The following is a 23056-nucleotide window of genomic DNA, read 5'->3' as shown; positions in this document are numbered from 1 at the left end:
GAGTTAGAAACCCATGACTAATACTGAACTCAAGCGCGAGCACCCTAAGTTCTCGCACCCACAGTCCATCGTTCCGGGCGTATCCGCCGGCAACATCCTGGAATCCCACGAGCCGCACGGCGTGCCGATGAAGGATATGTGGTCCCACCAAAAGGACCACATGCAGCTGGTCTCCCCACTGAACCGCCGCAAGTTCGAGGTTCTGGTGGTTGGTACCGGCCTGTCCGCTGGTTCCGCTGCGGCCGCACTGGGCGAGCTGGGCTACAAGGTAAAGGTATTCACCTACCACGACTCCCCGCGCCGCGCGCACTCCATTGCCGCGCAGGGTGGCGTCAACGCCTCCCGTGCCAAGAAGGTGGACAATGACTCCGCCTACCGCCACACCAAGGACACCGTGAAGGGCGGCGACTACCGCTGCCGCGAGTCCGACTGCTGGCGCCTGGCAAACGAGTCCGTCCGCGTCATTGACCACATGAACGCCATCGGCGCCCCATTCGCTCGCGAGTACGGCGGCACCCTGGCTACCCGTTCCTTCGGTGGCGTGCAGGTCTCCCGTACCTACTACACCCGTGGCCAAACAGGCCAGCAGTTGCAGCTGTCCACCACCTCGGCGCTCTACCGCCAGATTGGCCTGGGCAACGTGGAGCTTTTCGCTCACAACGACCTGCAGGACATCATCGTCTACAACGACAATGGTAAGAAGCGCGCCGGCGGCATCGTTACCCGCAACCTGATTACCGGTGAGCTCAAGGCCTTCACCGGCCACGCAGTTGTGCTGGGTACCGGCGGCTACGGCAACGTCTACCACATGTCCACCCTGGCTAAGAACTCCAATGCCAGCGCCATGATGCGTGCGTACGACAGCGGCGCCTACCTGGCTTCCCCAGCCTTCGTGCAGTTCCACCCGACGGGCCTGCCAGTCAACTCCGATTGGCAGTCCAAGACCATCCTGATGTCGGAGTCCCTGCGTAACGACGGCCGCATTTGGTCCCCGAAGAAGGAGGGCGACGACCGCGACCCGAATACCATTCCGGAAGAAGAGCGCGACTACTTCCTGGAGCGCCGCTACCCGGCATTCGGCAACCTGGTTCCGCGTGACGTTGCTTCCCGTGCCATCTCCCAGCAGATTAACGCTGGCCTGGGCGTTGGCCCGCTGCACAACTCGGTGTACCTGGACTTCCGCGACGCCATCGAGCGCCTGGGCAAGGACAAGATCCGCGAGCGCTACTCCAACCTCATCGAGATGTACGAAGAGGCCATCGGCGAGTCCGCCTACGAGACTCCGATGCGTATCGCTCCGACTTGCCACTTCACCATGGGTGGCCTGTGGACCGACTTCAACGAGATGACCTCCATCGACGGCCTCTTCGCCGCCGGTGAGTGCTCCTGGACCTACCACGGTGCGAACCGCCTGGGTGCTAACTCCCTGCTTTCGGCTTCCGTTGACGGCTGGTTCACCTTGCCGTTTACCATCCCGAACTACTTGGCCGACCACCTCAACGAGGAGAAGCTGGCTGAGGATTCCCCAGAGGCACAGGCAACCCTGGCCCAGTCCCAAGAGCGCATCGACCGCCTCATGGGCGTGCGCGGCGAGAACCCGCACGGTCCGTCCTACTACCACCGCCAGCTAGGCGACATCCTGTACCACGGCTGCGGTGTGTCCCGTAACGTGGAAGACCTCAAGGAAGCCATCACCAAGATCCGCGAGCTGCGCGAGGATTTCTGGGCTAATGTCCGCATCCCGGGCGAGGCCAACGACATGAACCAGGTGCTGGAATACGGCCTGCGCGTTGCCGACTACCTGGACCTGGGCGAGCTCATGTGTGTTGACGCTCTAGACCGCGACGAGTCCTGTGGCGCTCACTTCCGCGAGGACCACCTCACCGAGGACGGCGAGGCAGAACGCGACGACGAGAACTGGTGCTTCGTATCCGCCTGGGAGCCGGGCGCTAATAAGAACGAGTTCATCCGCCACGCCGAGCCGCTGTACTTTGATTCGATCCCGCTGATGACAAGGAACTACAAGTAATGAAACTGACACTTGAGATCTGGCGTCAAGCCGGACCGACCCAAGAAGGCCACTTCGAGACCGTCCAGGTGGACGATGCCTCTGAGCAGATGTCCATCCTGGAGCTGCTGGACCACGTCAACGAGGGCTACATTGAGCGCGGCGAAGAGCCCTTCGCCTTCGCCTCTGACTGCCGTGAGGGCATCTGCGGTACCTGTGGTCTGACCGTCAACGGCCGTCCACACGGCCCTGGCCAGAACACCCCGGCCTGCCAGCAGCGCCTGTTCAACTTCACCGATGGCCAGACCATCAAGCTGGAGCCATTCCGTTCCGCTGCCTACCCGGTCATCAAGGACATGGTCGTGGACCGCGCAGCCCTGGATCACGTAATGGAGCAGGGCGGCTACGTCTCCATGGATGCGGGTACCGCTCCGGATGCGGACACCATGCACCTCAACCACGAGACCGCCGAGTACTCGCTGGACCACGCCGCCTGCATTGGCTGTGGCGCCTGCGTTGCTGCCTGCCCGAACGGTGCGGCCCACCTGTTTACCGGCGCGAAGCTGGTGCACCTCTCCCTCATGCCGCTGGGCAAGGAAGAGCGTGGCCGCCGCGCCCGCAACATGGTCGATGACCTAGAAGCCAACTTCGGCCACTGCTCCCTCTACGGTGAGTGCGCCGATGTCTGCCCGGCTGGCGTTCCGCTGACTGCAGTTTCTGCGGTCACCCGCGAACGTGCACGTGCTGCTTTCCGTGGCAAGGATGACTAAGCTAAGGTTATTCCGTAGGAATACTAGGAACGAGAGAAAGACAGAAAGACTCCGCCATGAGCGATAACACCCACGCAGTCGCTGACTACACCAGCGAGACCTACCCGGAGTTCTCCGGCAAGATTCAGGACACCTACATTGAGGGCTACGATCCAGTATCCTTCGGTGCTCCTCACTCTTCCCTCCTGCGCACCTCCACCTGGGTGGGCATGGGTCTGATTCTGTCTTGCCTCCCGGCCGCTGGCATCCTCATCTGGGGCTTGGGCGTGTGGGATACCCCGCTGGGCACCGCAGGCGAGGGTGACTACACCCTGACCACGATCATCGGCATCATCGCCCTAGTCGTTGTGGCCATCGCCGCCTTCGGCACCGTCCACTACGGCCGCCGCTACTACCGCAAGTACCGCAAGGAAACCGGCCGAGCCAACTAAATCGTTTCTTTAGTACACAACCCCCGCTTCCACCAGCATGCATGACATGCAGGGAGGCGGGGGTTGTTGCATGCTTGGGTGACTAACGCCGGCCAAGCAGCGCTGCTTTAAGCACTGCTTGCCGACGCCTCCTTCCTCACCCTTCCCGCACCAGTTCCAGAGGCACTGGTTTTCCAATGACTGCAGCTCCAGCAAGAGGTTCTATTCGGCGTTTACTTTCTGGCTATATAGCGGTCAAGTCCTGGGTAGTGGTGTATCTGTTTTTCGAATCTGGAGTTAGTTTCATGGCGGTGGTTTAGGGGCCATCTCGGGGATAAGGGGTGAGGGTATTCACGCGGCGATCTCCTGGTTGTTGTCGCGGTCCTCGTCGATGACCCCAGCGGCGATGATCTCTTTGGTCTGTGCCAGGCTGGTCAGTGACATATAACGCTTCTGTTGGATCCAGTCATCGTGCTGTTCGGCCAAAACCGCCCCAACAAGGCGCACAACAGCGTCTCGGTTTGGGAAGATTCCTACGACATCGGTACGCCGGCGGATCTCCCTATTGAGCCGTTCAGTGGGGTTATTCGACCAGATTTTGGTCCACACCGCTCTCGGCGCAGCGGTAAACGCCAACAGCTCGTCGAGACACTCCTCGAGGTAGGTGGCAACGTGAGGAAATTTCTGCTGGCAGAATTCAATAACCTCACGAGCTTGGGCCCACACACTAGCGGCATCGGGTTGCTGAAAGATTGTGTGAAACATCGCTGACAGAGTCGGCCATTGGGTTTTGGGAACCTGGGCCGAGAGGTTCTTCGCGAAGTGCGTTCGACACCGCTGCCAACTAGCCTGCGGCAGGCAGTCACCCACGGCTGCTTGAATACCAAGATGGGCATCACTAGTAACGAGGAATACCCCGGTCAGGCCACGGGCGATGAGGTCCCGAAAGAACCCGGTCCACGACGCGGTAGATTCCGCGGTGGCAACCTGCATGCCCAAAAGCTCTCGGTAGCCGTCAGCGTTGACACCTGTGGCCAGCAACACGCTGGTCTTTACGACACGTCCTCCTTCCCGCACCTTCATTGTCAGCGCGTCGCAGGAGACAAAGTGGTAGGGGCCTTGGTCAAGCCGGCGGGTGCGGAAGTCATCGACCATGTCATCGAGTTCTTTGGCCATCTGGCTGACCTGAGACTTCGACAAGTTGTTGATCCCAAGGGTGGCCACCAAGTCGTTCATCCTGCGAGTGGAGACTCCTTTCAGGTAACAGGTGGCGATGACTGTGGTCAGGGCACGCTCGGTGCGGCTGCGGCGCTCTAGCAGCCAGTCAGGGAAAAATGCGCCGGTGCGTAGCTTCGGGATTGCCACATCAATGCTGCCGACTCGGGTATCAAGTTGGCGATGACGGTAGCCATTACGTGTGTTGGTGCGCTCGGCTGACACGGTGGCGTAATCAGCCCCGCAGACGGTGTCTGCTTGGGCGGAAAGAATCTGGTTGATGAAGTCAGTGAGCATTTGGCGCATCAAATCTGGGGACGCTTGAGTCAGTAGCTCTTCGAGATACGCGGTCGGATCGATATGATGAGGGTCAGCGGCCATCGCAGGGTACTTCCTTTCGAGGATAGGTAAGAGTTGATTCGAAAGGTACCCGCGATGGTCGCCTTCATGCACACCGGCACAAGACTTACCGCGGGCTACAGATACACCACGTTAGGGGACGCAACCAGCTCATTGTTAAAAGATTCAATGGAATTCGTCGTATAGATGACTTTCCTGGCTGCTGGTGGGAACTGCAGAAACGGGACAAACCGCGCCCAGGCGTCCTGCCAGACCTTGACTGAGCGGGGATACTGGCCCTGGCATATGGAATTAGTGGAAACAAAGCAATGTCTCCACTGTGCCCATCGAGAAACTCTGCGGCAGTACGATGCCAACAAGCCATAAAATCGCGCTGGCCGCCCTTTTTCCGAAAACGCTCTCTATCTTCCTTCTGCTCTTTGTCTAACCGAGAAGAGCCAACGAAAGGTGGGGTGCCGAAGACGTAATTGCAGTTCTCTGGGCTTATCACATCGGCCCAATCAGTCCGTAAGGCGTTGGCATTTACGATCTCTGGAGTTTCCTCGATGGGGAACCAGAATACCGACTGTCCGAAAGCTTGGTTACAGAGATGATTAACCAAGAGCATTGCTGTTGAGGCAACTTTAGCCGGCCATTCGTTAATCTCGATGCCGTGGAATTGGCGCATACTCATCTTCGATTTGAAGAAAGCATCTTCAGCGAATTGCATGGAATTTCGGGCCCCGATTTCTTGGAGGCGTTTCCGCATAGCGCGTACTCCATTGACTTTCACCCTGTGCGTGCCAGTCAAGCGCCGTGTTAATTTCAACTAGTTCTATCTCCTCCGCGCGAGAGTTAATTTCAAATTCAAGGCCGCGAAGGTGTTTATATGCCTAGATTAGAAAGTTGCCGCATCCGCAGGCCGGATCGCATAACCGGTCACGATGGATACAAAAGCCCCGTGCGGAGCGGTGCCATCGGATGGCGCCGATAACCGCTATGAACTGGTATTTCCTTTTGGTGCCGTCGTTTGGAGTTTATCCTGCTGAACCGCTGAGTGTCCGGCACGCCGCTACCCCGACTGGCGTCCGTAAAGGGGTGAACCAGTCGGGATTTCGCGCACAGGAATAGACACGGGGTCTCAACAAATGATGTGGGTAGCACCTCTACCTGTAGGCGATACCGCTTGCTATTCGTTCTTGCAGGTGGGCCGACGACCATCTGTATCCCTAGTCAACTACAAAGCTTTTAGCAGGTTGGGGCCCTTGAGCTAGACGTTGTGCCTACGCAGAGACGCAGCTCGAGGGGGTTCTCGCGTTTTGAAAGGACGCAAAGTACCCGATGAGGATCTTCGGGCAGAGCTGATCCGGGCTTCCGAGTCACCGCAGCACCCGAGGGTGTAAAAAGTATCGGTGGGCGTCATGCGATGCCCAAATGTACACCTTGATCAAAGCCGACTGTATCGCACGAATAATCATGCGATATGGTATTCTGGCCGCATGGTTGACACATCGAACGCGCCTCGCGAGGACTATAGAAACCTCTGGAAGTTGCTTATCGACAGAGGAATTCGGAAGGGCGAGCTCAGAGACCTTGCCGGTCTGAGCTCATCAACCATCACGAAGCTGGGCCGAAATCAGACGGTTACCACTGCGACACTTGGGCGGATTTGTAAAGCGTTGGATTGTTCACCCAACGACATTCTGGCTTTTGAAGACTGTTATGAGGAAGGAACCGGCGACGGGCGTAATGAGTGAGATGAAGCAGGCGTATACCATCAAGCCTCAAACGGCGGTCGCCTCCCCCGACAGCAGTACTACCGACTTAGTGTTCCCCATTGAGCTTGTTGCCCCCGTTGTGGGCATGGCTCACAGCTTCATTAGGCGTGTCCTTGGCAGGAAGTCAATCTTGTCCGAGGCCGACGTTCGGCAACTTCTAGATCAAGATGCATTCTCCGAGACATTCGTTCCTCGCAGCAGAGTTCTTGAATATCTCCGTCGAGCCGTCACCGGAGCCGTGCTCGTTGCCGAGAGTCAAGAGGTCATTCAAAAGGACTCCTTCGTTGTCGGAGACGCTCTCCAGCTGATTGGAAGACTGAAAGATGGTTCGGTGAATACTGTTGTCACCTCAACGCCGTACTGGGCTATGCGGGTCTATGACGAGCCTGGTGAACGCCTTTGGGCGGATGGCGAGTACTGCTCGTTTGGTCTCGAGCAGACACCTGAAGGGTTTATTCGCCATTCGGTTGAGGTCTTGCATGCGTTGCTTCCGAAAATTACTTCAGATGGCTCCGTGTGGTGGAACATCATGGATTCGTACAACACTCGCACTCAAATCCGTGGTAGTGCAGTTGAGACACTGCATGCGATGCAAGGCAAGGATGGACGATCGTGGAAAGATCACGAGTACTTGCGGTATTCCGCCGGACACTCGTATCTGAAAGATGGTGAGCAGTGTTTGATCCCGCAACGGATTGCTCAGCGTGCTGCCCAAATCGGCTACTACGTAAAAAGCACGATCTCGTGGTGCAAGCAGGCCACAACTCCTGAACCCCAGCAGTCGCGAGTCAGCAGAAATGTTGAGTACATTCTGCATCTCACTCGGAAACGAACCCCCAAGTTCAACAAGGCCGCATACTTGGAGCTACCTTCAGACCTTGGTGGGCGACAGCTGCTTGAGTCGGACAAGCTTAGTGACTTCTGGTACTTGCCAACCTCTTCTGGCCGAGATAGGCATGGGGCTCAGTTCCCGGTTCAGCTTCCTGGGCGCTGCATCGCGATCTCAACGGACCCTGGTGATGTGGTTCTTGATCCATTCATGGGTGCTGGAACTACCGCCGTTGCAGCGAAGAAGCTCGAGAGGAGCTATATCGGTTTTGATGTCAGCGCAGAATACCTCGCCACTGCTGAGCGAGTGTTGGCTTCAACCACCGTGCAGCAACCCCTCTTTACCGCAGAGTTTCGATAACCCTCGACGCAAGTGCGTCGACGTCTATCGCAGAACTGCTATCCAAACCAAGACATTTGATTCGGTGACCGTCGAACGTCTCGACCACGTCTCCAGTTCGAACGGAAGGTGAGATGATATAAGCCTCGTTGAGACGCGCAAACTGCATGTATGTATAGATCTGATACAGATCCTTCGCATCGGGTACCTTGTACTTTACGTCGAGGACAGCTTCTATAGATCCGCCGCGATAGATAGTCAGGTCTGGAAATAGCTGGACTTCGCCATTCGTAAGCAGAAAGCTACTGGAGGCAAAACCCTTTTGAACGCTTAGAGTAGTGGGCTCTGCAGCTCTCATGAGACTTGTTCGCACAAAGTCTTCGTAAAGTCCAGGCATATTGAACAAGTATCCGTCAGACTCCCAGCTTTCACCGTGGTCAATTCCGGACGCTTGGAGGATGACGAGGCTGAGACCGAGCGCATTGCTGTAGTAGGAATGCGAACCTCCCACATTTTTCGTTCGCATCATCTGGCTGACCTTGCGGATATCGTCATAACCAGCAAAGGTAGATGCCTGCCAGTTTGCCCAATCGTGCGTTATACGCGCCCCAGGAGCGTCACTAGACAAGAGTCCCAATACTCGTTTGGCAGCCGACTTGATAATTCTGTTCTCGGGGATATCAAATGTCGGCCTGTGTCGTCTCGTTACGATTGGAGCGGTATCTCCTCGCCGCGCTCGGAGGTTTGTCACAGGCCAGTTTATCTGTCCAACGGCAGATGACGTGGCCTCAAGCGTAGGCTTGCGGCGAAATAACTTTGGTCTTGCTGCAAAGGATAAGAGCTCCCGGGACAACATCTCTGCCAACGAACTCAAGCCGAAATCGTGCGACCCGCTTGAGTATCCGAACGGAGCATCGTTCACCAGTCGAGCCGACTGAGAATCGTGAAGATACAGCAGCATCGAAACTGGATTGAGCGATGCATGCTTCGGAGAAATGACAAGCTTATTGCCATTAAGAAGCGGGATATTCCCGGCAACATTTGACGCCAGAATCTGCAGAACTCCACCTTGAAGGAGAACACGGATGTTGTCTGGCAAGCCAGTGGGTACATCAGCTGGGGTTAGGCCGGGTAACGCCGAAATCTCGTTCTCGACGGCGTGCCAAGTCTGCATCACGCTGTTCCTGTGAAGAGTTCATCTACGCGGTTGTCGATTTGCGCTACCACTTCAGGCTCATAGGCAGAGAAATGATTCATCAAGACCGGTCGGATTCTCCACATGTAGTACATCCGGAAGTCATCACTCGGCTGAAGCCCGGCGAAGTATCCATGACCCAGCGGATACTTGTCTTGAATAGCAGTGAAGACAGCCTTAATGGCTGCGGCTGTATCTGAAGGAATAGCTCTGTGCCTAAGTATCGCGTCAAGGTCTTCAATGCGTGGATCAAAGTAGACACTTGCCATACGTCCCATGAGTGCGTCGTCAACATCCTCCGTGTTCGTGTCGACATTATTCATAGTGAAGTAGAAAACCACTTCTGGATCGATAAAAATCTGCGCACCATTCGGAAGCGTGATGCCGTTGGTCTCGCCCCGGTACGCTGGCTCGATAAGAGAGAATAACTCGCCCAAGGCCTGGCTAATTCGAGTGCGGTTGATCTCTTCTAGAACGATATGCCTCTTGCCGTTTCGAAGCGCGCGAAGGAGTGGACCTTCAGTCCATTCGAATTCTCCCGGTTTCTCACCGGGCGCGAGTCCTAGGATCAGGTTCTCATAACCCCACCCCTCATGGAGCTGAATAGTCTCACGATCCTCAGAATTACGCTGAACAAGTTTATCGATGGCACGGGTTTTCCCGGTTCGGGGCGGTCCAAACAGAAGAATTGCGCGCTCTCCTGCTTTGACTAGCGAGGTTAGCTGTTCACTTGGGGAAATCATGGTCCATGCTGGTGCTGAATCGATTGTTGTCACTGACTGAATCCTCTTTGTGTACTCAAGCCGATCTTCTTTGCGGATTTCGACTTCCAACTTGGCCTCAAATGCCGAATTGCAGATTGCCAACAACTCCGCATCGCTAAGCGGAGCGTCACTGGTCTCGATATCGATTGGCTTGTTTACAAAAACTGCCTCGATCTCGCCGGGCTCAAGGTTCAGCTCGCGTATGAGGGCTTCGACGAGTTGCTGCGAGAGCTTGTTAGGGTCACTATCGTCAAAATACTGGTCCAGCTCATCTTGACGGAAGAGCCAAACCGCCATTGCTTCAATAGGGATAGCGACTCGTGCGTCCTCTTCTAGGGCGAACCCATCTCCACCGTGTCCCAAACCTTGGGGGTAGATCCTTCCGAGTGATACTCGAATCTTGTTTCCCTCATCGGAGAAATCAAGGTATGCAGTGGGAGATCCGGAAACTACTGAATCCGATGTTTTCCATCGCTGAATATTGGTTTGAATAATTGAACGCGAAGCGTCGCCATTCATGAAGGCGTAACGGACGGTGTGCGCAAAGGGAACAAAAAATTTTCCCTCAGGACTGCCGCAGGAGAACAGCCTCTGCAGGGTGGGAGTTGAATTCTGCGTATCGATCAATACGGACGTGTCTCGGCTCAAACCCATGTGCTTTAATACAAACCAGATTTTGAGCAGGTGGGAAGCTGTCCCTTGGAGCTGATCGAGTGCCGCGCTGATCGTCTTAGCGGAAAGATACATCTTGCCTCCTTGCATGCGGACTTGCGGTTAGACTCGGGAGCAGTATTCGGAGACCGATCATTTCAATCAAGCCTTTACGTCGAAGTGTGGTCCGACTGGTCCTAGTTTCTGGCAGCATTGGCATCATTCTCTGAGTCAGTTTGGGTCTCGAAAAGGTCTTCAACTCTGCAGTCGAGAGCCGTCGCTATCTTCATGAGGACGTCCATGTGTACTGGTTCGTTCTTGCCGAGTTTGGCTAGTGAGTTGCTGCTGATGCGCGCCTTGTCTCGGAGCTGGACTTTGTTTATGTTCTTGTCGATAAGGGGTTTCCAGAGCTTGTTGTATTGGATCTTCATGGACGTTCCTTCCGGCTCCATTTCTCTCCAAAGAGCGCCTTCTCGTTGTTGTCCAGTTTCAGGACGGTGGTTTCTTGCAGGATGGATTGGGCTTCGGGGGTGCATTCGCTGGTCTTGTCCACAGCTATGAAGATTTGTTTCTCCACTTGATCGGCGTAGACGCGGATCAGGTTGCTGAGGTCTGGGCGAGGCATGGAGTCGAACACGATCGAGTCGTGTGCCAGTGCTGGGAGCACGGTGTTCTGCAGCACGGCGAGGTCGTAGATGATCATGCTGCGATGGTTTGTGCCTGTGCCTTTATCCTTCGGCGTTTCGAAGTCGTAAGAGTTGAAGGCCGTGATCGTCAGTCGGGGCGCGTTGTACTCCCCGCCGGTGACCTCGTCGTTGATGGCGTCCATCTGCGTGTTTATGGCGATTTCGATTTGTGCCAGCACGCTTTCGAGTTGGTTTTGGTAGCGCGTGTTGGCTTCTCGTTTCGCGGTCTGGAGCTTGTGGTTTTGGTCGAACGCTTCGTTCTGCTCTTTAAGCTTGGTGATCCGCCGATCTAGGGCCGTGTAGGCGTCGAGGAATTCTGGCGTGAACGCTTTGGATGTGGGGATCGCATCCATCTGGGAAAGGATGAGGTCGTGGTGTTCTTGAAGCTCGGTTACCTCGCGTTGGACGCGCTCGCGGGCTTGGGTGAGTTCTTCCGCGAGGATCGTCTGGATCTTGGTGTGGAACTTCTCGACCTTGACAAGCTTGGCCAGGTTCGCTTCGGGGAAGAATTCTTGCAGGCTCTTGAGGTCGGCCTCGGTGGGGTACGCGCCGTGGCGTAGGTTCAAATCGAGCAGGTGTAGCTCGTCGTGCCTGTTTTTGATGAGGCGTCGAACGTCGCCGAGTTGGCGGTTGAGTTCGTTGCGTGCGTTAGCGAGTTCGACCTCGCTCGGATCGACTGTCGCTTCATCTGATTCGGCCAGTTGCGCACGTTCCTGCTCTAGGGAGGCGATCTCGACGACGTTCTGCTTGTACTTAGTCAACCCGTCAACTGCCGATGGGATGAACTCGTAGCGTCTGGCAGCTTTGAACGCCGCAATCATGTCCTCAGCGCTCTGTAGCTGCTGCTTGAAGTCCTCGATCGAGCTGTAGTACTGGAACAAGGAGATCAGGATCGCGATGGCATCCTTCTGGGATTCCTCACCACCACGGGTCTGGAGTGGTTTGAGTTCGTTGTGGTTGTTTTTGCCGTAGATCCGGAAGAACCTGCTGAGCATCTGTCGGAACGACGCACCCGCCAACTGCATGCCGTACTGGACGGCCAACCAGTCTGTGAATTCCTTGAGCTCAAGGGTTTTCAGCACGCTGCCGTCGGCATCGATGTTGACCACAACCTTGGGTTCATGGGGGCGCCGGACGAAGTTGTAAGAAGCACCATCAAATTCGAAGGTGAAGTTGATGGCGTGCTCAGGCAGTTCCCGGACGGCATCGCTGTCGACGTAGGTGTTGCCGCCAAAGACGAAGTCGATGATGAGCATCATCGTGGACTTGCCGATTGACCCGGCCTCGCCTCGGACTGCGCCGAGGATCGTGTTCAGTCCTTGATGGAACTGGATCGGCGGGCGTGGTGTGTCGCCTTCTTTGAACAAGGCACAACTGATCTGCTTCAGCATCGCTCCAGTACTCCTTCCTCACTGAGCGTAACCTTGCCGAGGGCGTAGAGACAGTCGAGCGCATCAATCAGCCGGATTGGATCCGTCGTGACGGGGGCAAGGGCGACGGCAAGTTCATTCGGGGTCTTCGGGGTGTCCAGGAGCCTTAGGATCGTCGGAAGCAGCGGCAGCACCGTGTCCTGGTAGGCGAACAACTTGTTAGGAAGCAGCATCGAACACCTCACAGGACTGGACGAAGTAGGAGGTCACGTAAGCGCAGTAGCGGGCATCCTGTTTTGTGATCTGACTGAGCCGAATGGTCAGGGCTTCATGGATCCGCTGTTTCGCGTACCCCTTGTCAGCGAGCTTCTTGTACGAGGCTCTGATCTCGGCTCGCAACAACCCATCATCAAACGTCTTGAGCCGAGCCTGCTCCTGCAGCTCTTTCTCGATAAACCTGAAGTATCGCGTGACGTGCATGAATACTTCGTCGAACACGAACACGTCGACTGACTGGTCGACCTTGTCCTTGACTGCGACTGGGTCGAAGTTCAGCGGCTCGAGTTCTTTGGGGTTGGCGTTGCCGAGCTTCTCGATGACCTTGCTGATGCCACGTTCAATATCGACCGTGGTCAGTGTCTTGCGTACCTGGGCTGCGTCGACTTGCGCCTTCTTATTACGCCCCAGGTCTCTTGCATCGGATTTCTTGTGGTTGAGCGTGTAGGCGTGGAAGCAGTCTGGACACAGCGCGACCAGATTCTCGTAAGTACGAGCTTCGCCTTCAATTCGTCCAATCGCATAGAGCGGAGCTGTCGCGCCGTCGTCGGTGACCGGCTGGAGGTGCTTGCCGCAGCCGGTGCGCGAGCAGGTGTACTTGCACTCCTCCAACAGGCGAGAACCGAGCTTGCCCTTGACGGCATCCGACACCGCCGTGGCTCGTTGGAGCTTACGGTCATTCTCCAATTCCGGATTGACAACGAACTCCAACGCTTGCTGGATCAAGTCGAACAACACGTCGCCAACATTGAATTCGTCGACATCTTCGCCGGTAAACGGCTGGATACTGCGAGCCAGCGCCGCCTTGACCTCCTCGACTGACTGCGTCTCGATGTCATCGACGTAGTTGAGGGAATCGACGAAGTTGTCGCGGGTGGGATTAGCGAGCATGGCGCGCGCCAGCTTTTTCGTGATCCCGCGACTATAGAACTTCCGCAGGGATTCATCCTTGTAGTCCTGATCCGGTGTCCTACCTCGGGGCGTGAACCAGTGCTCCTCAGGGACGGCGCATAGCCGTTCGATCATGTTGCGCATGAAGTCTGCTGTGTTCCGGGTGCCGCGCAGGTGCGGGTAGACGGCCTTCATCACATCGTTGAAGAGCAACTTCGCCATCACCTCCACCGGAGTTTGTCCCAACTGTCCCAGGCTGTCCCAAAGCGTCTAAATGGCCGAGGTGCCATTTTCTACCGTGAACATAGCTCATGAGAGATGGGCAAGAGTCTATCACGGCTGTGCATTTGCAACGAGAAGTTGGCGATTGCGTATCTCGCGTGGGTTATGCGGGCAGGTGGCGTGGCCTCGCACTCAGGACACGACCGGGATGTGCACGTTCCGGGCGAGTCCATGGAGACGCCTCACGCAACGTGAGGCGCATCCACCGGATCGACCGTGATCACGCCGATCCGTAGCCAACAACTGAGCTCAGGTTTCTATTCGTCCCAAGTCGGAACGATCTGCAGGAGCCGCTGGGGCGGGCATCCATCCGGATGTCCGCCCATAGCCATGCCAATGCAGTCCGCTTCACCGACACCAGACGACTAGCGGCGTCTCCCGTGGGTCTTTCCGCATCCAGCGGAAGGAACCAGCCGTGGCAACTCCTACTTTTTCAACCACACAGAAACCCGACACCGGATACCAGCCCTACGCCGTCCGCATCAAGAAGGTCGGCGGCAAGGTCTACACCCAGATCTATGTTCCTTCGACCGTCTCGAAGGACGGCATGCAGAACTATGCGTGGATTGAGCTCGTCGACCCACCCGTTGGCGACGAGTTGCTCGGGTTGAGCGCCGATGAGGTTCTCGTCTTGCTCTACGACCCGACGTACGTGCCGGAGTGGAAGGTTGCGTATCTGCGCGCTGCCTACCTCAGTTTTCGTGCCGCTGAGAATGCTCGAAATCGTGGCGACCTTTCCTATTGCGATTGGGAAGTCGAGGTCCATGACGGGCCTCAGTATCTGAACGTCTCGGTTCACGAAGAACAGGTCGACAGTGAGCTGGTTGTCGATTGGCTGCTGTCTCAGGTCAGCGTCAAGCAAGCCGAACATATCCGCCTGCATGTGTTTGAGCAGCTTTCCTTCGTCGAGATCGCTCGTGAGGAGCTGCCCGGTGCCAACGAAGCCGATGTGGCCAAGCGAGCGAACAGCATCGGGCGCTCGGTCAAGCGGGCCCTGAAGAAGCTTCAGGAATTCATCGAGCAGGAATGTCCGGATCTGGCTCCTGTCGGGGGCGTATGAGTGCCCTGCCCGCATGAAGGCCAGCACCATCCGACGCTCATCTGATTCAAAAGGAGGAAACGATGGCTAAGCATCGTCTCAAGGTCACGTTGACTGACCAGCCCGAACCTGACGCTGCGGTCTCTACCCGTAAGGTCAGCATCCGAAGCAGGATCGCCCGCAAGCTGCTCGGCAACCCCCAGCAGCTCACCGTTCTCGTACCAGGCAACCAGGTCCACTCAGTAGAAATCATCCGCCCGAACGACGACCTCATGCCCCTGGTCCGCGCCGTCGAGGTCATTCAAAGCGGTGGTGATGCCTCGTGAACGCCACCGAAGCGAACCGCCACATCCTGGCGCTGAACCTAATCGCGGAGGGCGTCACAATGCTGGCCTCAATGATCGAAGAAGCCGCATGGGAATCGTTCGAGGATCAACCCGGTATGTCGGGGCTCGCCCGATCGCCGCAGCCCACCTCGCACAGCAAGCGCTGGAAGATACTGCCGAAGAGTACAAAGCGCCCCACCAGCCGCCAGCACCGGCACCGGCTCCTGCTCCGGAGGTTGTGCAGGTGACGTTGGAGCAGGTCCGCACAGTGTTGGCACGTCTGTCGCAGGCAGGCCACACCGCCCGCATGCGTGAACTGATCCAGGCCGTTGGCGCGAACAAGCTCTCCGAGGTTGACCCGTCCAAGTTTGGGCAGCTGCTGGAGCAGGCGGAGGCGATTGCCGATGCCTAACAAACACGCACTGCTCAGCGCCTCGGGCGCGCACCGCTGGTTGGCCTGCACACCCTCAGCCACGTTGGAAGCTGGACTCCCAGACTCCTCATCGTCTGCTGCCGAGCAAGGCACCGCTGCTCACAAGCTCGCGGAGTGGAAGCTCGCCCGCGCCCTGCACGAAGCGCCGACCACGAAGCCGGTCTCGGATTGGCATGACGCGGAGATGGACACCCTCACGGAAGACTATGTGGCGTTCGTTCAGGAGCGGCTGCGTGACGTACGCCAGGTGTGCGCGGATCCGCAGGTGCTCATCGAGCAACGCCTAGACTTTGGCCATGTGGTGCCAGGCGGGTTCGGGACCGGCGACTGCGTGATCATCGCTGAGCCCACGCTTCAGATCATCGATTTGAAGTACTGCCAGGGGGGGCATGGTCGAGGCCGAGCACAACACGCAGTTGATGCTCTATGTCCTCGGCGCGTTGAACGCGTTCGGGGCGCTATACGACATCACCGAAGTGGCGGTGACGATCTTCCAACCGAGGCGCTCGAACGTCTCAACCTGGACGATCCCGGTGCCCGAGCTGGAGGCATGGGCAGAGCAGGTCGTCAAACCCCCGTGCCGCGTTGGCTGCCAGCGGGGATGGCGAGTTCGCTCTTGGTGAGTGGCGCCGGTTCTGCAAATTCGCACCTACCTGCCGGACGCGCGCTGAAGCGAACCTTGCGCTTGCCAAGCATGAGTTCGCACCCCCTGCCGAGCTCAGCAATGCCGAGATCGGACAGGTGTTGGCCCAGCTGCCGGACTTGAAGGCGTGGGCTGCCGATGTGGAAGCGCATGCGCTGTCGCTGGCGGTGAACCAAGGCAAGACCTGGCCAGGGTTAAAGCTCGTCGAAGGCCGCTCGATCCGCAAGTACGCCGACGAGTCCGCTGTCGCCAAGACAGCTGAGGTAGCCGGTGTCGACGTGTGGGAGCGCAAGCTCAAGACTATCACTGCGCTGGAGAAGCAGCTGGGCAAGAAGCGCTTCACCACTCTCCTTGGGGACCTCGTGGTCAAACCTGCCGGTAAGCCCATGCTCGTGTCCGAATCCGATAAGAGGCCCGCACTGGAGATCCAGTCGGCAACAGATGAATTCACATCAATTTTAGCCAAGTAAACACAGAAAGGTAAGACAAGAATGTCTATGCAGAATCCGACCCGTGTGGTCACCGGCGAGGTTCGCCTGTCCTACGCCAACATCTTCGAGGCGAAGTCCATCCAGGGCGGCAAGCCCAAGTACTCCGTGTCGCTGATCATCCCGAAGTCCGACACCGAGACCCTGGCCAAGATCGAGCGCGCCATCGACGCGGCGATCGATGCCGGGACGGCCAAGTTCGGTGGCAAGCGCCCGAACAAGGCCGCGCTGAAGCTCCCGCTGCGTGACGGTGACATCGAACGCGACGACGAAGCCTATGCGAACGCGATGTTCGTCAATGCCAACTCGACCACCCCGCCCCAGGTCGTGGGTACGGACCTGCAGCCGATCCTGGACGCCAGCGAGGTCTACTCGGGCTGCTGCGCACGCGTGAGCATCAGCTTCTACGCGTTCAACACGAACGGCAACCGGGGTATCGCCTGCGGGCTGGGCAACATCCAGAAACTGCGTGACGGCGAAGCCCTCGACGGCAACCGGATCAGCGCCGAAGCCGACTTCGGAGGCTTCGCAGCAGCCTCGGACGACTTCCTCAACTAGAAGAGCGGAGAAGCATCATGAACGAGTGTTATTCAGCGGCGCTGTCCGCAAACACCACCACAGTCGTGGCACTGCTCGTTGGCGCTGTCCTCGGCCTCACAGTCATAAAGATTGCCTCTGTGATTGCCGAACGTCGGGCGATCCGCCAGGATCGCAAACGCATCGACAAGCTCATGGCCGACACTGAGGCCGAGCTCAAGAAGTACCGCGCTGACCACGACCGCTAACCCCTCACCCGTGCTGGGAGGACCACCACGCCCACTTTTTGGTTGCGGTGTCCTCCCAGCACCCATTGTTTTCTAGGAGCTGTCGCGCATGCATGAACTCTTCATTGACATCGAGGCCTATTCGCCGGTGAACCTGACGAAATCCGGGGTGTACCCCTACGCCGACCACGACGACTTCGAGCTCCTCCTGTACAGCTACTCGATCGACGGCGGCCCGGTTGAGGTCGTCGATCTCGACAACGGAGACCGGCTGCCCGACACGGTGCTGGCCGCACTCGTCGACCCGCGCGTGACGAAATGGGCATTCAACGCGGCCTTCGAGCGCGTCTGCCTCTCGGCCTGGCTGGCCAGACAGCATCCAGGGCTCATGGCGGGCCGCAGGTTTTCGATCCTGCCCAGTGGCGCTGCACCATGGTGTGGTCCGCGTACCTCGGTTTGCCGATGAGCCTGGAGCAGGTCGGCACCGTCCTTGACCTGCCTGTTGGGAAAGACAGCGCGGGTGAGAAACTCATCCTCCAGTTTTGCACCCCGGCCAAGCCCAGTGTGTTCAACCAGGGCGGGATGCGCAACCCTCCTGCATCCGACCCGGTTGGGTGGGAGCAGTTCATCTCCTACAACCACCGCGACGTCGAGGTCGAGCTCGCGATCCATGACCGGCTCGCCGCATTCCCGGTCCCCGAGGCCGAGTGGGGCACCTACGCCCTGGACCAGAACGTCAACGACACCGGCATCCGGCTCGACCGGGTGCTCCTGGACAACGCGGTGGCGTGCGATCGGCAGCACCGCGCCACCACGCTGGCCCGGGCTAAAGAACTCACGGGACTGGAGAACCCGAACTCGCCGATCCAGCTCAAGGACTGGCTCGCCGCTCATGGCACGCCCCTGCAGTCATTGACGAAAGACGAAGTCGCCGCCGCGCTCGATACGGCTACTGGTGAGGTGCGCGAGATACTCCTGCTGTGCAGTGAGCTCGCGAAGTCGTCGCTGCGAAAATTCGAGGCGATGCAGCATGTGGCAGGTCGTGATGGGCGCGGGCGGGGGTTTCTCCAGTTCTAGGGGCAGGGCGCACCGGGCGTTTCGCTGGTCGCCTCGTCTAGGTCCAGAACTTGCCCCGCAACTACCTGCCCGACCTGGCCGAGGCCAGAGACCTCGTGCGGACAGGAGAGTTTGAAGCTGTGGAGCTGCTCTACGATTCCGTACCCGACACCTTGTCGCAGCTCATCCGCACCGCTTTCGTCCCCTCCGACGGCCACCGGTTCGTGGTGGCCGATTTCTCCGCGATCGAGACGCGAGTCATCGCGTGGCTTGCAGGCGAGGCCACCACGCTGCAGGCTTTCCGTGACGGGAGGATTTGTATTGCGAGACCGCGCGCCGCATGTTTGGTGTCCCCGTCGACAAGCACGGAGTCAACGCCGAGCTGCGTCAGAAAGGCAAGATCGCGGTGCTCGCCTGTGGCTATCAAGGCGGCGTCGGTGCCCCTGAAAGCCATGGAGGCGCTGCGGATGGGGCTGGCTGAATCCGAGCTCCAGCCGTTGGTCGATGCGTGGCGGGCAGCCAACCCGAACGTGGTGCAGTTGTGGGCCGGCATCAACGCTGCCGCAGTCGAGGCCATCTCTACTCGCCAGCCGACCAGTGTTGGTGCGCTGATCTTCACCGTGGAATCCGGGATCATGTCTATTCGACTGCCCCCGGGCGTCGCCTGGCCTATGTGAAACCCAAGCTGGGTGAGAACAGGTTCGGTGGGACTGCCATCAACCACGAGGGCATCACGACGGGTCGCAAGTGGGGCCAGTTGGAGACCTACGGTGGGAAACTCACCGAGAACATCGTCCAAGCCGTCGCCCGAGACCTGCTCACGTTCGGCATGCACCAGGTCGATCGCGCTGGGCATCGGATCGTCATGAACGTCCATGACGAGATCGTGGTGGAGACCGCCACGGCCACCGTGGATGGGATCTGCGAGCTGTTGGCCACCGCGCCTGCCTGGGCGCAGGGGTTGCCGCTAACGGCAGACGGGTACTCGTGTGATTTCTACATGAAGGACTGCCCCAGATACTCGTTGCCCTCTTGGGTTCAGGGCTGAGGCCAGGGTGACGCAGTAGCAAGCGGTTACTGCGAGTGTCAAAACTGCTCCGAGCTGGGTGTCCGGATTCTTGTGTCCTCGGGGGCGTATGCGTGAGAGCCCGACGCAGCCACACCCGTGACCTGCCGGAATCACGTCAAACCTGGCTCTTAGAAGGAGCCACTCATGGCTACCACTGACCTCCAGACATTCACCAATAATGCGTTTGGAACCATCCGAACCATCAACCACGACAGAAAGGTCTATTTCTGTGGCCGAGATGTCGCCAAAGCGCTCGGCTACAAAGACCCGACCAACGCGATGAAGCAGCACTGCAAGGGGGCGGCGATTCAGCACCCCCTTCCCACCGCCGGTGGAATCCAGCAGGTTCGCTTCCTCACCGAAGGTGACCTGTACCGGCTCATCTTCTCCTCGAAGCTCCCGGCAGCTCAAGCCTTCGAAGCTTGGGTCGTCGATGAGGTCCTGCCGACGATCCGCCGCCATGGCGTCTACGCCCTCGATGAACTCCTGAGCAACGATGAGTTCCTCGAGCGTGCCATCATCCAGCTGCGCTCCGAGCGGGCCAAGCGGCTGGCAGCCGAGCAGGCCCTGCTTGAGGCCGCCCCGAAGGTCGCCTACTACGACGTGGTGCTCCAGTCGGATTCGCTGCTGACCATCACGGAGATCGCCAAGGATTACGGCTTGTCGGCGAAGAAGCTGAACTCGCTGCTGCACGACGCTGGGGTGCAGTTCAGGCAGTCCGGCCGCTGGTTTCTCTACGCCCGGTTCGCCGAGCAGGGGTACACGCAGTCCAAGACCCACGAGTACGACGAGGGCAAGACCCGCACGCACATGTACTGGACCCAGAAGGGACGGTTCTTCGTCTACGACTTGTTGAAGAACCAGTTCGGCCTGCTGCCGGTCATCGAGCAGGACGGCGGTGCGGCATGACGACGACCGCTGTCAGCATCGACCTGGGTTTCTCGCCCCACAACATCGAGGGCTACCCGGACCCCACCGCGTACAAGGCGCTGAAGAATCTCCAGCGCGTCGAATACGGCTATCGGCCCTTGGTCTACATCTGTTCCCCGTACTCCGGTGACGTCGAGAACAACGTGAAGCTGGCTCGCGCGTTGTGTGCTCACGCGGTGTCCCGGTACAAGATCCCGCTCGCACCGCACCTGTTGTTTCCGCAGTTCATGGATGACACCGACGCGAGCGACCGTGAGTTGGCGATGTTCTTCAACCGAATTCTTTTGAGCAAGTGCGAGGCGATCTGGGTTTACACGGCCCGTGTCTCGGCAGGGATGCGCGCCGAGATCGAATGGGCCCACCACCTCGAGCTGCCCATCACCTATCTCGACGCTGACTTTGAGGAGGTCACCCTATGAAGGCGATGACGATGTTCACCGCGCAGGTAGCAGGCCAGCAGAACAACGCCCACTACCCGAACCCGCACACCGTGACCACGGCAGCCGACCTGGAGGCGATTGCCAGGTTGGATCATGTGGTTGCCGAGTACCTGGGTGGCAGGCGCTTGGCTGGCAGTTTCGTGACCTCGAACTGCTTGGTCATGGATGTCGACAACTCCCACAGCGAGGAGCAGGCCGAATGGGTCACCCCGGAATCGCTGGCTAAGCGGCTGGCGGGTGTGGCGTTGATGACCGCCACCTCCCGTAACCACCAGCGGGCGAAAGGCGCCCAGTCGGCCAGACCCCGCTTTCACGTCTACTTCCCAATTAACCCCGTGGCTGATGCTGAGGCCTACGCGGGACTCAAGAAGTAGCTTGCATCCAGGTTTGAGTTTTTCGACCCTAACGCGATCGACGCAGGAAGGTTCGTCTACGGCCACAATGATCCGAGTATCACCGTGGTCGAGGGTGAACGCACCATCGACGCCTGGCTTGCCGACGCGGTCGATGAGGACGTGTTCGCCCAGTGGGATGATGCCACCCAGGCCATCGAGGAGGGCTCGCGTAATGCGACCTTGTCGAGGTTTGCTGGCAGGCTGCTGATTCGCCTCGGCACGACCGATGAGGCACGCGACTTGTTTGACCGCAAGGCCGCCCGCTGCAACCCGCCGCTGCCCGAGGCGGAGGTGGAGTCGATCTGGCGGTCGGCCATCAGGTTCGCCAAGACGGTCAAGAACCAGCCCTGGTATGTGCCATCAGAGGATTTTGAGGCGAGCCTGGATCCGGTACGCCCGCTGATTACAGCGACGTCGGCCAAACCCACGCCTTGACTAAGGCCTATCCGGACTCGCTGCGCTACTCGGAGGCCACCGACTGGCTCGTCTATTACGACGGTGTCTGGTACGAATCCGCGCCCGCTGCCCAAGCCATCGCCCAGGAGCTCACCGAACGCCAACTGGCCGAGGCCCACTCGCTGCTCGAAGATGCCAAAGACCAGCTCGCCGCCACGGGGGCTGCCATGTTGTTGGCATTGATGTCGAAGGCGAAAGCCCAGGCCATGTTCAATGCCGCCCAACAGGAGGCATTCGCCGCTTTCGAGGACGCGAACCCCTATGCGGCCTATGCGCTCAAACGCCGCGAATCGCGCGGGACCACCAACTGCCTGAAAGAAGCCCGCCCCATGCTGCTGACCACCCCTGAGCAGCTCGATGCGACCCTTATCTGCTCAACACCCCGTCAGGTACTTACGATCTGCGCCACGGAGCCGCATCGCGCCGCGACCATGACCCGGCGGATCTGGTGACCAAGCAGACCAACCTCGACCCGGGCACCGACGGAGCGCACCTTTGGCAAGAAGCCCTCGAGGTGTTATTCCAAGGCGATGCCGAGCTCATCGCTTACGTGCAACGCATCGTCGGGCTGGGCGCGATCGGGCAAGTGTTCGTCGAAGCTCTCGTCATCGCCTACGGCGACGGACGCAACGGCAAATCCACGTTTTGGAACACGATCGCCCGGGTGCTGGGCACCTACGCGGGCAACATGAGTGCCGATGTGCTCACGATCGGTGGGATGCGCAAAGTGCGTAGCTTTCATTTTCGTGCAGGTACTTCTGAACAGAGTCGTAAGTTCGGGTTCCTTCATTGCGCAGCGTGTGGCTCTCATCAACGATGACGAAGCGGTAGCGGGGCAGAGTTGGTAGGACGGAGTGAACCATTGAATAGGGAACGACTCGGCCTGGTAAGTCATAAGCCTTCAGGTGGTCTTCCCACATTGTCTGCAGATTCTTTGGGCAGATGACCAGAGGCTGGAACCCATGATTATCTCGGAGCATGAGCGCTACCGCGATAGCCGTTAAGGTTTTACCTAAGCCGACTACGTCACCAAGCATGGTGCCACGACGCTGCATGATCCGGCGAGCGAGAGTTTTAACTGCCGTGGTCTGGAACGCCAGTAGCGTGCCTGCAATCAATTCAGATACTTCGTATTGAGCCAGGCCTGCTCGTACGTCTCGGCTCATCGTGTGACATACCTTGAGATATACATCGAATGGGGAACGAGGCTGTGG

General features: G+C 58.3%; 27 protein-coding genes and 5 pseudogenes. 22 read left to right on the top strand and 10 right to left on the bottom strand.

Annotation, left to right across the window (positions count from 1 at the left end; all coding sequences use genetic code 11):
* Positions 1-13: 13 nt before the first annotated feature.
* The 3 genes from ACKFRY_RS01500 to ACKFRY_RS01490 are packed head-to-tail and all read left to right on the top strand — an operon-like array spanning position 14 to position 3209.
* A complete protein-coding gene (locus tag ACKFRY_RS01500; protein WP_408923048.1) occupies positions 14-2029 on the top strand; it encodes a fumarate reductase/succinate dehydrogenase flavoprotein subunit in 2016 nt (671 codons plus the stop codon).
* A complete protein-coding gene (locus ACKFRY_RS01495) occupies positions 2029-2778 on the top strand; it encodes a succinate dehydrogenase/fumarate reductase iron-sulfur subunit (RefSeq protein WP_408923047.1) in 750 nt (249 codons plus the stop codon). Before ACKFRY_RS01500 ends, ACKFRY_RS01495 begins: the two co-directional genes overlap by 1 nt.
* Positions 2779-2834: 56 nt before the next feature.
* Positions 2835-3209, top strand: a complete 375-nt coding sequence (locus tag ACKFRY_RS01490) for a hypothetical protein (protein WP_408923046.1) — start codon at positions 2835-2837, stop codon at positions 3207-3209.
* A gap of 330 nt (positions 3210-3539) precedes the next feature.
* Here the strand turns inward: ACKFRY_RS01490 and ACKFRY_RS01485 are convergent, their stop codons facing one another.
* From ACKFRY_RS01485 to ACKFRY_RS01475, 3 genes and pseudogenes are all read right to left on the bottom strand, one after another.
* A complete protein-coding gene (locus tag ACKFRY_RS01485) occupies positions 3540-4784 on the bottom strand; it encodes an IS256 family transposase (RefSeq protein WP_049377104.1) in 1245 nt (414 codons plus the stop codon).
* Between the two features lie 125 nt (positions 4785-4909).
* Positions 4910-5038, bottom strand: a pseudogene (locus tag ACKFRY_RS01480) (transposase); the annotation flags it as partial.
* Positions 5039-5127: 89 nt separating this feature from the next.
* Positions 5128-5472 (bottom strand): annotated as a pseudogene (locus ACKFRY_RS01475) (DNA methyltransferase); the annotation flags it as partial.
* A gap of 769 nt (positions 5473-6241) precedes the next feature.
* Here ACKFRY_RS01475 and ACKFRY_RS01470 point away from each other — a divergent pair.
* Positions 6242-6499, top strand: a complete 258-nt coding sequence (locus ACKFRY_RS01470) for a helix-turn-helix transcriptional regulator (RefSeq protein WP_041630930.1) — start codon at positions 6242-6244, stop codon at positions 6497-6499.
* The gene (locus ACKFRY_RS01465) at positions 6492-7709 is read left to right on the top strand and encodes a DNA-methyltransferase (RefSeq protein WP_408923045.1); all 1218 of its coding nucleotides are present in this window, start codon (positions 6492-6494) and stop codon (positions 7707-7709) included. The genes ACKFRY_RS01470 and ACKFRY_RS01465 overlap by 8 nt, the downstream gene beginning before the upstream one ends.
* Here ACKFRY_RS01465 and ACKFRY_RS01460 read toward each other — a convergent pair.
* The 6 genes from ACKFRY_RS01460 to ACKFRY_RS01435 all read right to left on the bottom strand — a co-directional run bounded on the left by ACKFRY_RS01460 (position 7690) and on the right by ACKFRY_RS01435 (position 13743).
* Positions 7690-8862 (bottom strand): 5-methylcytosine restriction system specificity protein McrC, encoded by a 1173-nt coding sequence (locus ACKFRY_RS01460; protein ID WP_408923405.1) that lies wholly within the window; start codon positions 8860-8862, stop codon positions 7690-7692. The two genes, ACKFRY_RS01465 and ACKFRY_RS01460, sit on opposite strands and share 20 nt — an antisense overlap.
* Positions 8862-10394, bottom strand: coding sequence for an AAA family ATPase (locus ACKFRY_RS01455; protein WP_408923044.1), 1533 nt, complete (start codon positions 10392-10394; stop codon positions 8862-8864). The genes ACKFRY_RS01460 and ACKFRY_RS01455 overlap by 1 nt, the downstream gene beginning before the upstream one ends.
* A 101-nt stretch (positions 10395-10495) precedes the next feature.
* Positions 10496-10729 (bottom strand): helix-turn-helix domain-containing protein, encoded by a 234-nt coding sequence (locus tag ACKFRY_RS01450; protein WP_408923043.1) that lies wholly within the window; start codon positions 10727-10729, stop codon positions 10496-10498.
* Positions 10726-12375, bottom strand: coding sequence for a DUF2326 domain-containing protein (locus ACKFRY_RS01445; protein ID WP_408923042.1), 1650 nt, complete (start codon positions 12373-12375; stop codon positions 10726-10728). The genes ACKFRY_RS01450 and ACKFRY_RS01445 overlap by 4 nt, the downstream gene beginning before the upstream one ends.
* The gene (locus tag ACKFRY_RS01440) at positions 12369-12587 is read right to left on the bottom strand and encodes an ABC-three component system middle component 7 (RefSeq protein ID WP_408923041.1); all 219 of its coding nucleotides are present in this window, start codon (positions 12585-12587) and stop codon (positions 12369-12371) included. Before ACKFRY_RS01440 ends, ACKFRY_RS01445 begins: the two co-directional genes overlap by 7 nt.
* Positions 12574-13743: an ABC-three component system protein gene (locus ACKFRY_RS01435; RefSeq protein ID WP_408923040.1), complete on the bottom strand. Its 1170-nt coding sequence runs from the start codon at positions 13741-13743 to the stop codon at positions 12574-12576. Before ACKFRY_RS01435 ends, ACKFRY_RS01440 begins: the two co-directional genes overlap by 14 nt.
* A 475-nt stretch (positions 13744-14218) precedes the next feature.
* Between ACKFRY_RS01435 and ACKFRY_RS01430 the strand changes: the two genes are divergently transcribed.
* The 17 genes and pseudogenes from ACKFRY_RS01430 to ACKFRY_RS01350 all read left to right on the top strand — a co-directional run bounded on the left by ACKFRY_RS01430 (position 14219) and on the right by ACKFRY_RS01350 (position 22662).
* A complete protein-coding gene (locus ACKFRY_RS01430) occupies positions 14219-14863 on the top strand; it encodes a sigma-70 family RNA polymerase sigma factor (RefSeq protein WP_408923039.1) in 645 nt (214 codons plus the stop codon).
* Positions 14864-14925: 62 nt separating this feature from the next.
* Complete coding sequence (locus tag ACKFRY_RS01425) at positions 14926-15168, top strand: hypothetical protein (RefSeq protein WP_408923038.1); 243 nt, start codon at positions 14926-14928, stop codon at positions 15166-15168.
* Positions 15165-15580: pseudogene (locus ACKFRY_RS01420) on the top strand (hypothetical protein). Before ACKFRY_RS01425 ends, ACKFRY_RS01420 begins: the two are co-directional and overlap by 4 nt.
* Positions 15573-15926 (top strand): annotated as a pseudogene (locus tag ACKFRY_RS01415) (DUF2800 domain-containing protein); the annotation flags it as partial. The pseudogenes ACKFRY_RS01420 and ACKFRY_RS01415, both read left to right, overlap by 8 nt.
* A 64-nt stretch (positions 15927-15990) precedes the next feature.
* Entirely contained in the window at positions 15991-16224 is a 234-nt protein-coding gene (locus tag ACKFRY_RS01410) for a DUF2800 domain-containing protein (RefSeq protein ID WP_408923037.1), read from the top strand.
* Positions 16187-16714 (top strand): DUF2800 domain-containing protein, encoded by a 528-nt coding sequence (locus ACKFRY_RS01405; protein WP_408923036.1) that lies wholly within the window; start codon positions 16187-16189, stop codon positions 16712-16714. Before ACKFRY_RS01410 ends, ACKFRY_RS01405 begins: the two co-directional genes overlap by 38 nt.
* Before the next feature lie 21 nt (positions 16715-16735).
* Complete coding sequence (locus ACKFRY_RS01400) at positions 16736-17290, top strand: DUF2815 family protein (RefSeq protein ID WP_408923035.1); 555 nt, start codon at positions 16736-16738, stop codon at positions 17288-17290.
* Between the two features lie 17 nt (positions 17291-17307).
* Entirely contained in the window at positions 17308-17517 is a 210-nt protein-coding gene (locus tag ACKFRY_RS01395; protein WP_408923034.1) for a DUF1049 domain-containing protein, read from the top strand.
* An 88-nt stretch (positions 17518-17605) separates the two neighbouring features.
* Positions 17606-17962, top strand: a complete 357-nt coding sequence (locus ACKFRY_RS01390) for a hypothetical protein (RefSeq protein WP_408923033.1) — start codon at positions 17606-17608, stop codon at positions 17960-17962.
* On the top strand, positions 17959-18573 hold the full coding sequence (locus ACKFRY_RS01385) for a hypothetical protein (RefSeq protein WP_408923032.1): 615 nt from the start codon (positions 17959-17961) through the stop codon (positions 18571-18573). The genes ACKFRY_RS01390 and ACKFRY_RS01385 overlap by 4 nt, the downstream gene beginning before the upstream one ends.
* Positions 18574-18989: 416 nt before the next feature.
* Complete coding sequence (locus ACKFRY_RS01380) at positions 18990-19229, top strand: hypothetical protein (RefSeq protein ID WP_408923031.1); 240 nt, start codon at positions 18990-18992, stop codon at positions 19227-19229.
* Positions 19226-19600 (top strand): hypothetical protein, encoded by a 375-nt coding sequence (locus tag ACKFRY_RS01375; protein ID WP_408923030.1) that lies wholly within the window; start codon positions 19226-19228, stop codon positions 19598-19600. The genes ACKFRY_RS01380 and ACKFRY_RS01375 overlap by 4 nt, the downstream gene beginning before the upstream one ends.
* Before the next feature lie 165 nt (positions 19601-19765).
* A complete protein-coding gene (locus ACKFRY_RS01370; RefSeq protein WP_408923029.1) occupies positions 19766-20530 on the top strand; it encodes a phage antirepressor in 765 nt (254 codons plus the stop codon).
* The gene (locus ACKFRY_RS01365) at positions 20527-20970 is read left to right on the top strand and encodes a DUF4406 domain-containing protein (RefSeq protein ID WP_408923028.1); all 444 of its coding nucleotides are present in this window, start codon (positions 20527-20529) and stop codon (positions 20968-20970) included. Before ACKFRY_RS01370 ends, ACKFRY_RS01365 begins: the two co-directional genes overlap by 4 nt.
* The gene (locus ACKFRY_RS01360; RefSeq protein ID WP_408923027.1) at positions 20967-21365 is read left to right on the top strand and encodes a hypothetical protein; all 399 of its coding nucleotides are present in this window, start codon (positions 20967-20969) and stop codon (positions 21363-21365) included. Before ACKFRY_RS01365 ends, ACKFRY_RS01360 begins: the two co-directional genes overlap by 4 nt.
* 84 nt (positions 21366-21449) lie before the next feature.
* Positions 21450-21821 carry a primase alpha helix C-terminal domain-containing protein gene (locus ACKFRY_RS01355; RefSeq protein ID WP_408923026.1) on the top strand — a complete coding sequence of 124 codons (372 nt, stop codon included), beginning with the start codon at positions 21450-21452 and terminating at the stop codon, positions 21819-21821.
* A pseudogene (locus ACKFRY_RS01350) lies at positions 21818-22662 on the top strand (hypothetical protein). Before ACKFRY_RS01355 ends, ACKFRY_RS01350 begins: the two are co-directional and overlap by 4 nt.
* Here ACKFRY_RS01350 and ACKFRY_RS01345 read toward each other — a convergent pair.
* Entirely contained in the window at positions 22547-23008 is a 462-nt protein-coding gene (locus ACKFRY_RS01345; RefSeq protein ID WP_408923025.1) for an SNF2-related protein, read from the bottom strand. The pseudogene ACKFRY_RS01350 and the gene ACKFRY_RS01345 sit on opposite strands and share 116 nt — an antisense overlap.
* Positions 23009-23056 lie beyond the last annotated feature (48 nt).

Origin of the sequence: Corynebacterium tuberculostearicum (assembly GCF_046097255.1) — a bacterium.
GTDB lineage: Bacteria > Actinomycetota > Actinomycetes > Mycobacteriales > Mycobacteriaceae > Corynebacterium > Corynebacterium tuberculostearicum_J.
The sequence above is the reverse complement of the archived record's forward strand: the minus strand, read 5'-3'. Positions and strand labels throughout refer to the sequence as shown.

Excerpts from the sequence above, each read along its gene's own strand:
- ACKFRY_RS01500 (WP_408923048.1), top strand. The coding sequence starts at position 14 with ATGACTAATACTGAACTCAAGCGCGAGCACCCTAAGTTCTCGCACCCA.
- ACKFRY_RS01495 (WP_408923047.1), top strand. The coding sequence starts at position 2,029 with ATGAAACTGACACTTGAGATCTGGCGTCAAGCCGGACCGACCCAAGAA.
- ACKFRY_RS01490 (WP_408923046.1), top strand. The coding sequence starts at position 2,835 with ATGAGCGATAACACCCACGCAGTCGCTGACTACACCAGCGAGACCTAC.
- ACKFRY_RS01485 (WP_049377104.1), bottom strand. The coding sequence starts at position 4,784 with ATGGCCGCTGACCCTCATCATATCGATCCGACCGCGTATCTCGAAGAG.
- ACKFRY_RS01470 (WP_041630930.1), top strand. The coding sequence starts at position 6,242 with ATGGTTGACACATCGAACGCGCCTCGCGAGGACTATAGAAACCTCTGG.
- ACKFRY_RS01465 (WP_408923045.1), top strand. The coding sequence starts at position 6,492 with ATGAGTGAGATGAAGCAGGCGTATACCATCAAGCCTCAAACGGCGGTC.
- ACKFRY_RS01460 (WP_408923405.1), bottom strand. The coding sequence starts at position 8,862 with ATGCAGACTTGGCACGCCGTCGAGAACGAGATTTCGGCGTTACCCGGC.
- ACKFRY_RS01455 (WP_408923044.1), bottom strand. The coding sequence starts at position 10,394 with ATGTATCTTTCCGCTAAGACGATCAGCGCGGCACTCGATCAGCTCCAA.
- ACKFRY_RS01450 (WP_408923043.1), bottom strand. The coding sequence starts at position 10,729 with ATGAAGATCCAATACAACAAGCTCTGGAAACCCCTTATCGACAAGAAC.
- ACKFRY_RS01445 (WP_408923042.1), bottom strand. The coding sequence starts at position 12,375 with ATGCTGAAGCAGATCAGTTGTGCCTTGTTCAAAGAAGGCGACACACCA.
- ACKFRY_RS01440 (WP_408923041.1), bottom strand. The coding sequence starts at position 12,587 with ATGCTGCTTCCTAACAAGTTGTTCGCCTACCAGGACACGGTGCTGCCG.
- ACKFRY_RS01435 (WP_408923040.1), bottom strand. The coding sequence starts at position 13,743 with ATGGCGAAGTTGCTCTTCAACGATGTGATGAAGGCCGTCTACCCGCAC.
- ACKFRY_RS01425 (WP_408923038.1), top strand. The coding sequence starts at position 14,926 with ATGGCTAAGCATCGTCTCAAGGTCACGTTGACTGACCAGCCCGAACCT.
- ACKFRY_RS01410 (WP_408923037.1), top strand. The coding sequence starts at position 15,991 with ATGGTCGAGGCCGAGCACAACACGCAGTTGATGCTCTATGTCCTCGGC.
- ACKFRY_RS01400 (WP_408923035.1), top strand. The coding sequence starts at position 16,736 with ATGTCTATGCAGAATCCGACCCGTGTGGTCACCGGCGAGGTTCGCCTG.
- ACKFRY_RS01395 (WP_408923034.1), top strand. The coding sequence starts at position 17,308 with ATGAACGAGTGTTATTCAGCGGCGCTGTCCGCAAACACCACCACAGTC.
- ACKFRY_RS01390 (WP_408923033.1), top strand. The coding sequence starts at position 17,606 with ATGCATGAACTCTTCATTGACATCGAGGCCTATTCGCCGGTGAACCTG.
- ACKFRY_RS01385 (WP_408923032.1), top strand. The coding sequence starts at position 17,959 with ATGAGCCTGGAGCAGGTCGGCACCGTCCTTGACCTGCCTGTTGGGAAA.
- ACKFRY_RS01370 (WP_408923029.1), top strand. The coding sequence starts at position 19,766 with ATGGCTACCACTGACCTCCAGACATTCACCAATAATGCGTTTGGAACC.
- ACKFRY_RS01365 (WP_408923028.1), top strand. The coding sequence starts at position 20,527 with ATGACGACGACCGCTGTCAGCATCGACCTGGGTTTCTCGCCCCACAAC.
- ACKFRY_RS01360 (WP_408923027.1), top strand. The coding sequence starts at position 20,967 with ATGAAGGCGATGACGATGTTCACCGCGCAGGTAGCAGGCCAGCAGAAC.
- ACKFRY_RS01345 (WP_408923025.1), bottom strand. The coding sequence starts at position 23,008 with ATGAGCCGAGACGTACGAGCAGGCCTGGCTCAATACGAAGTATCTGAA.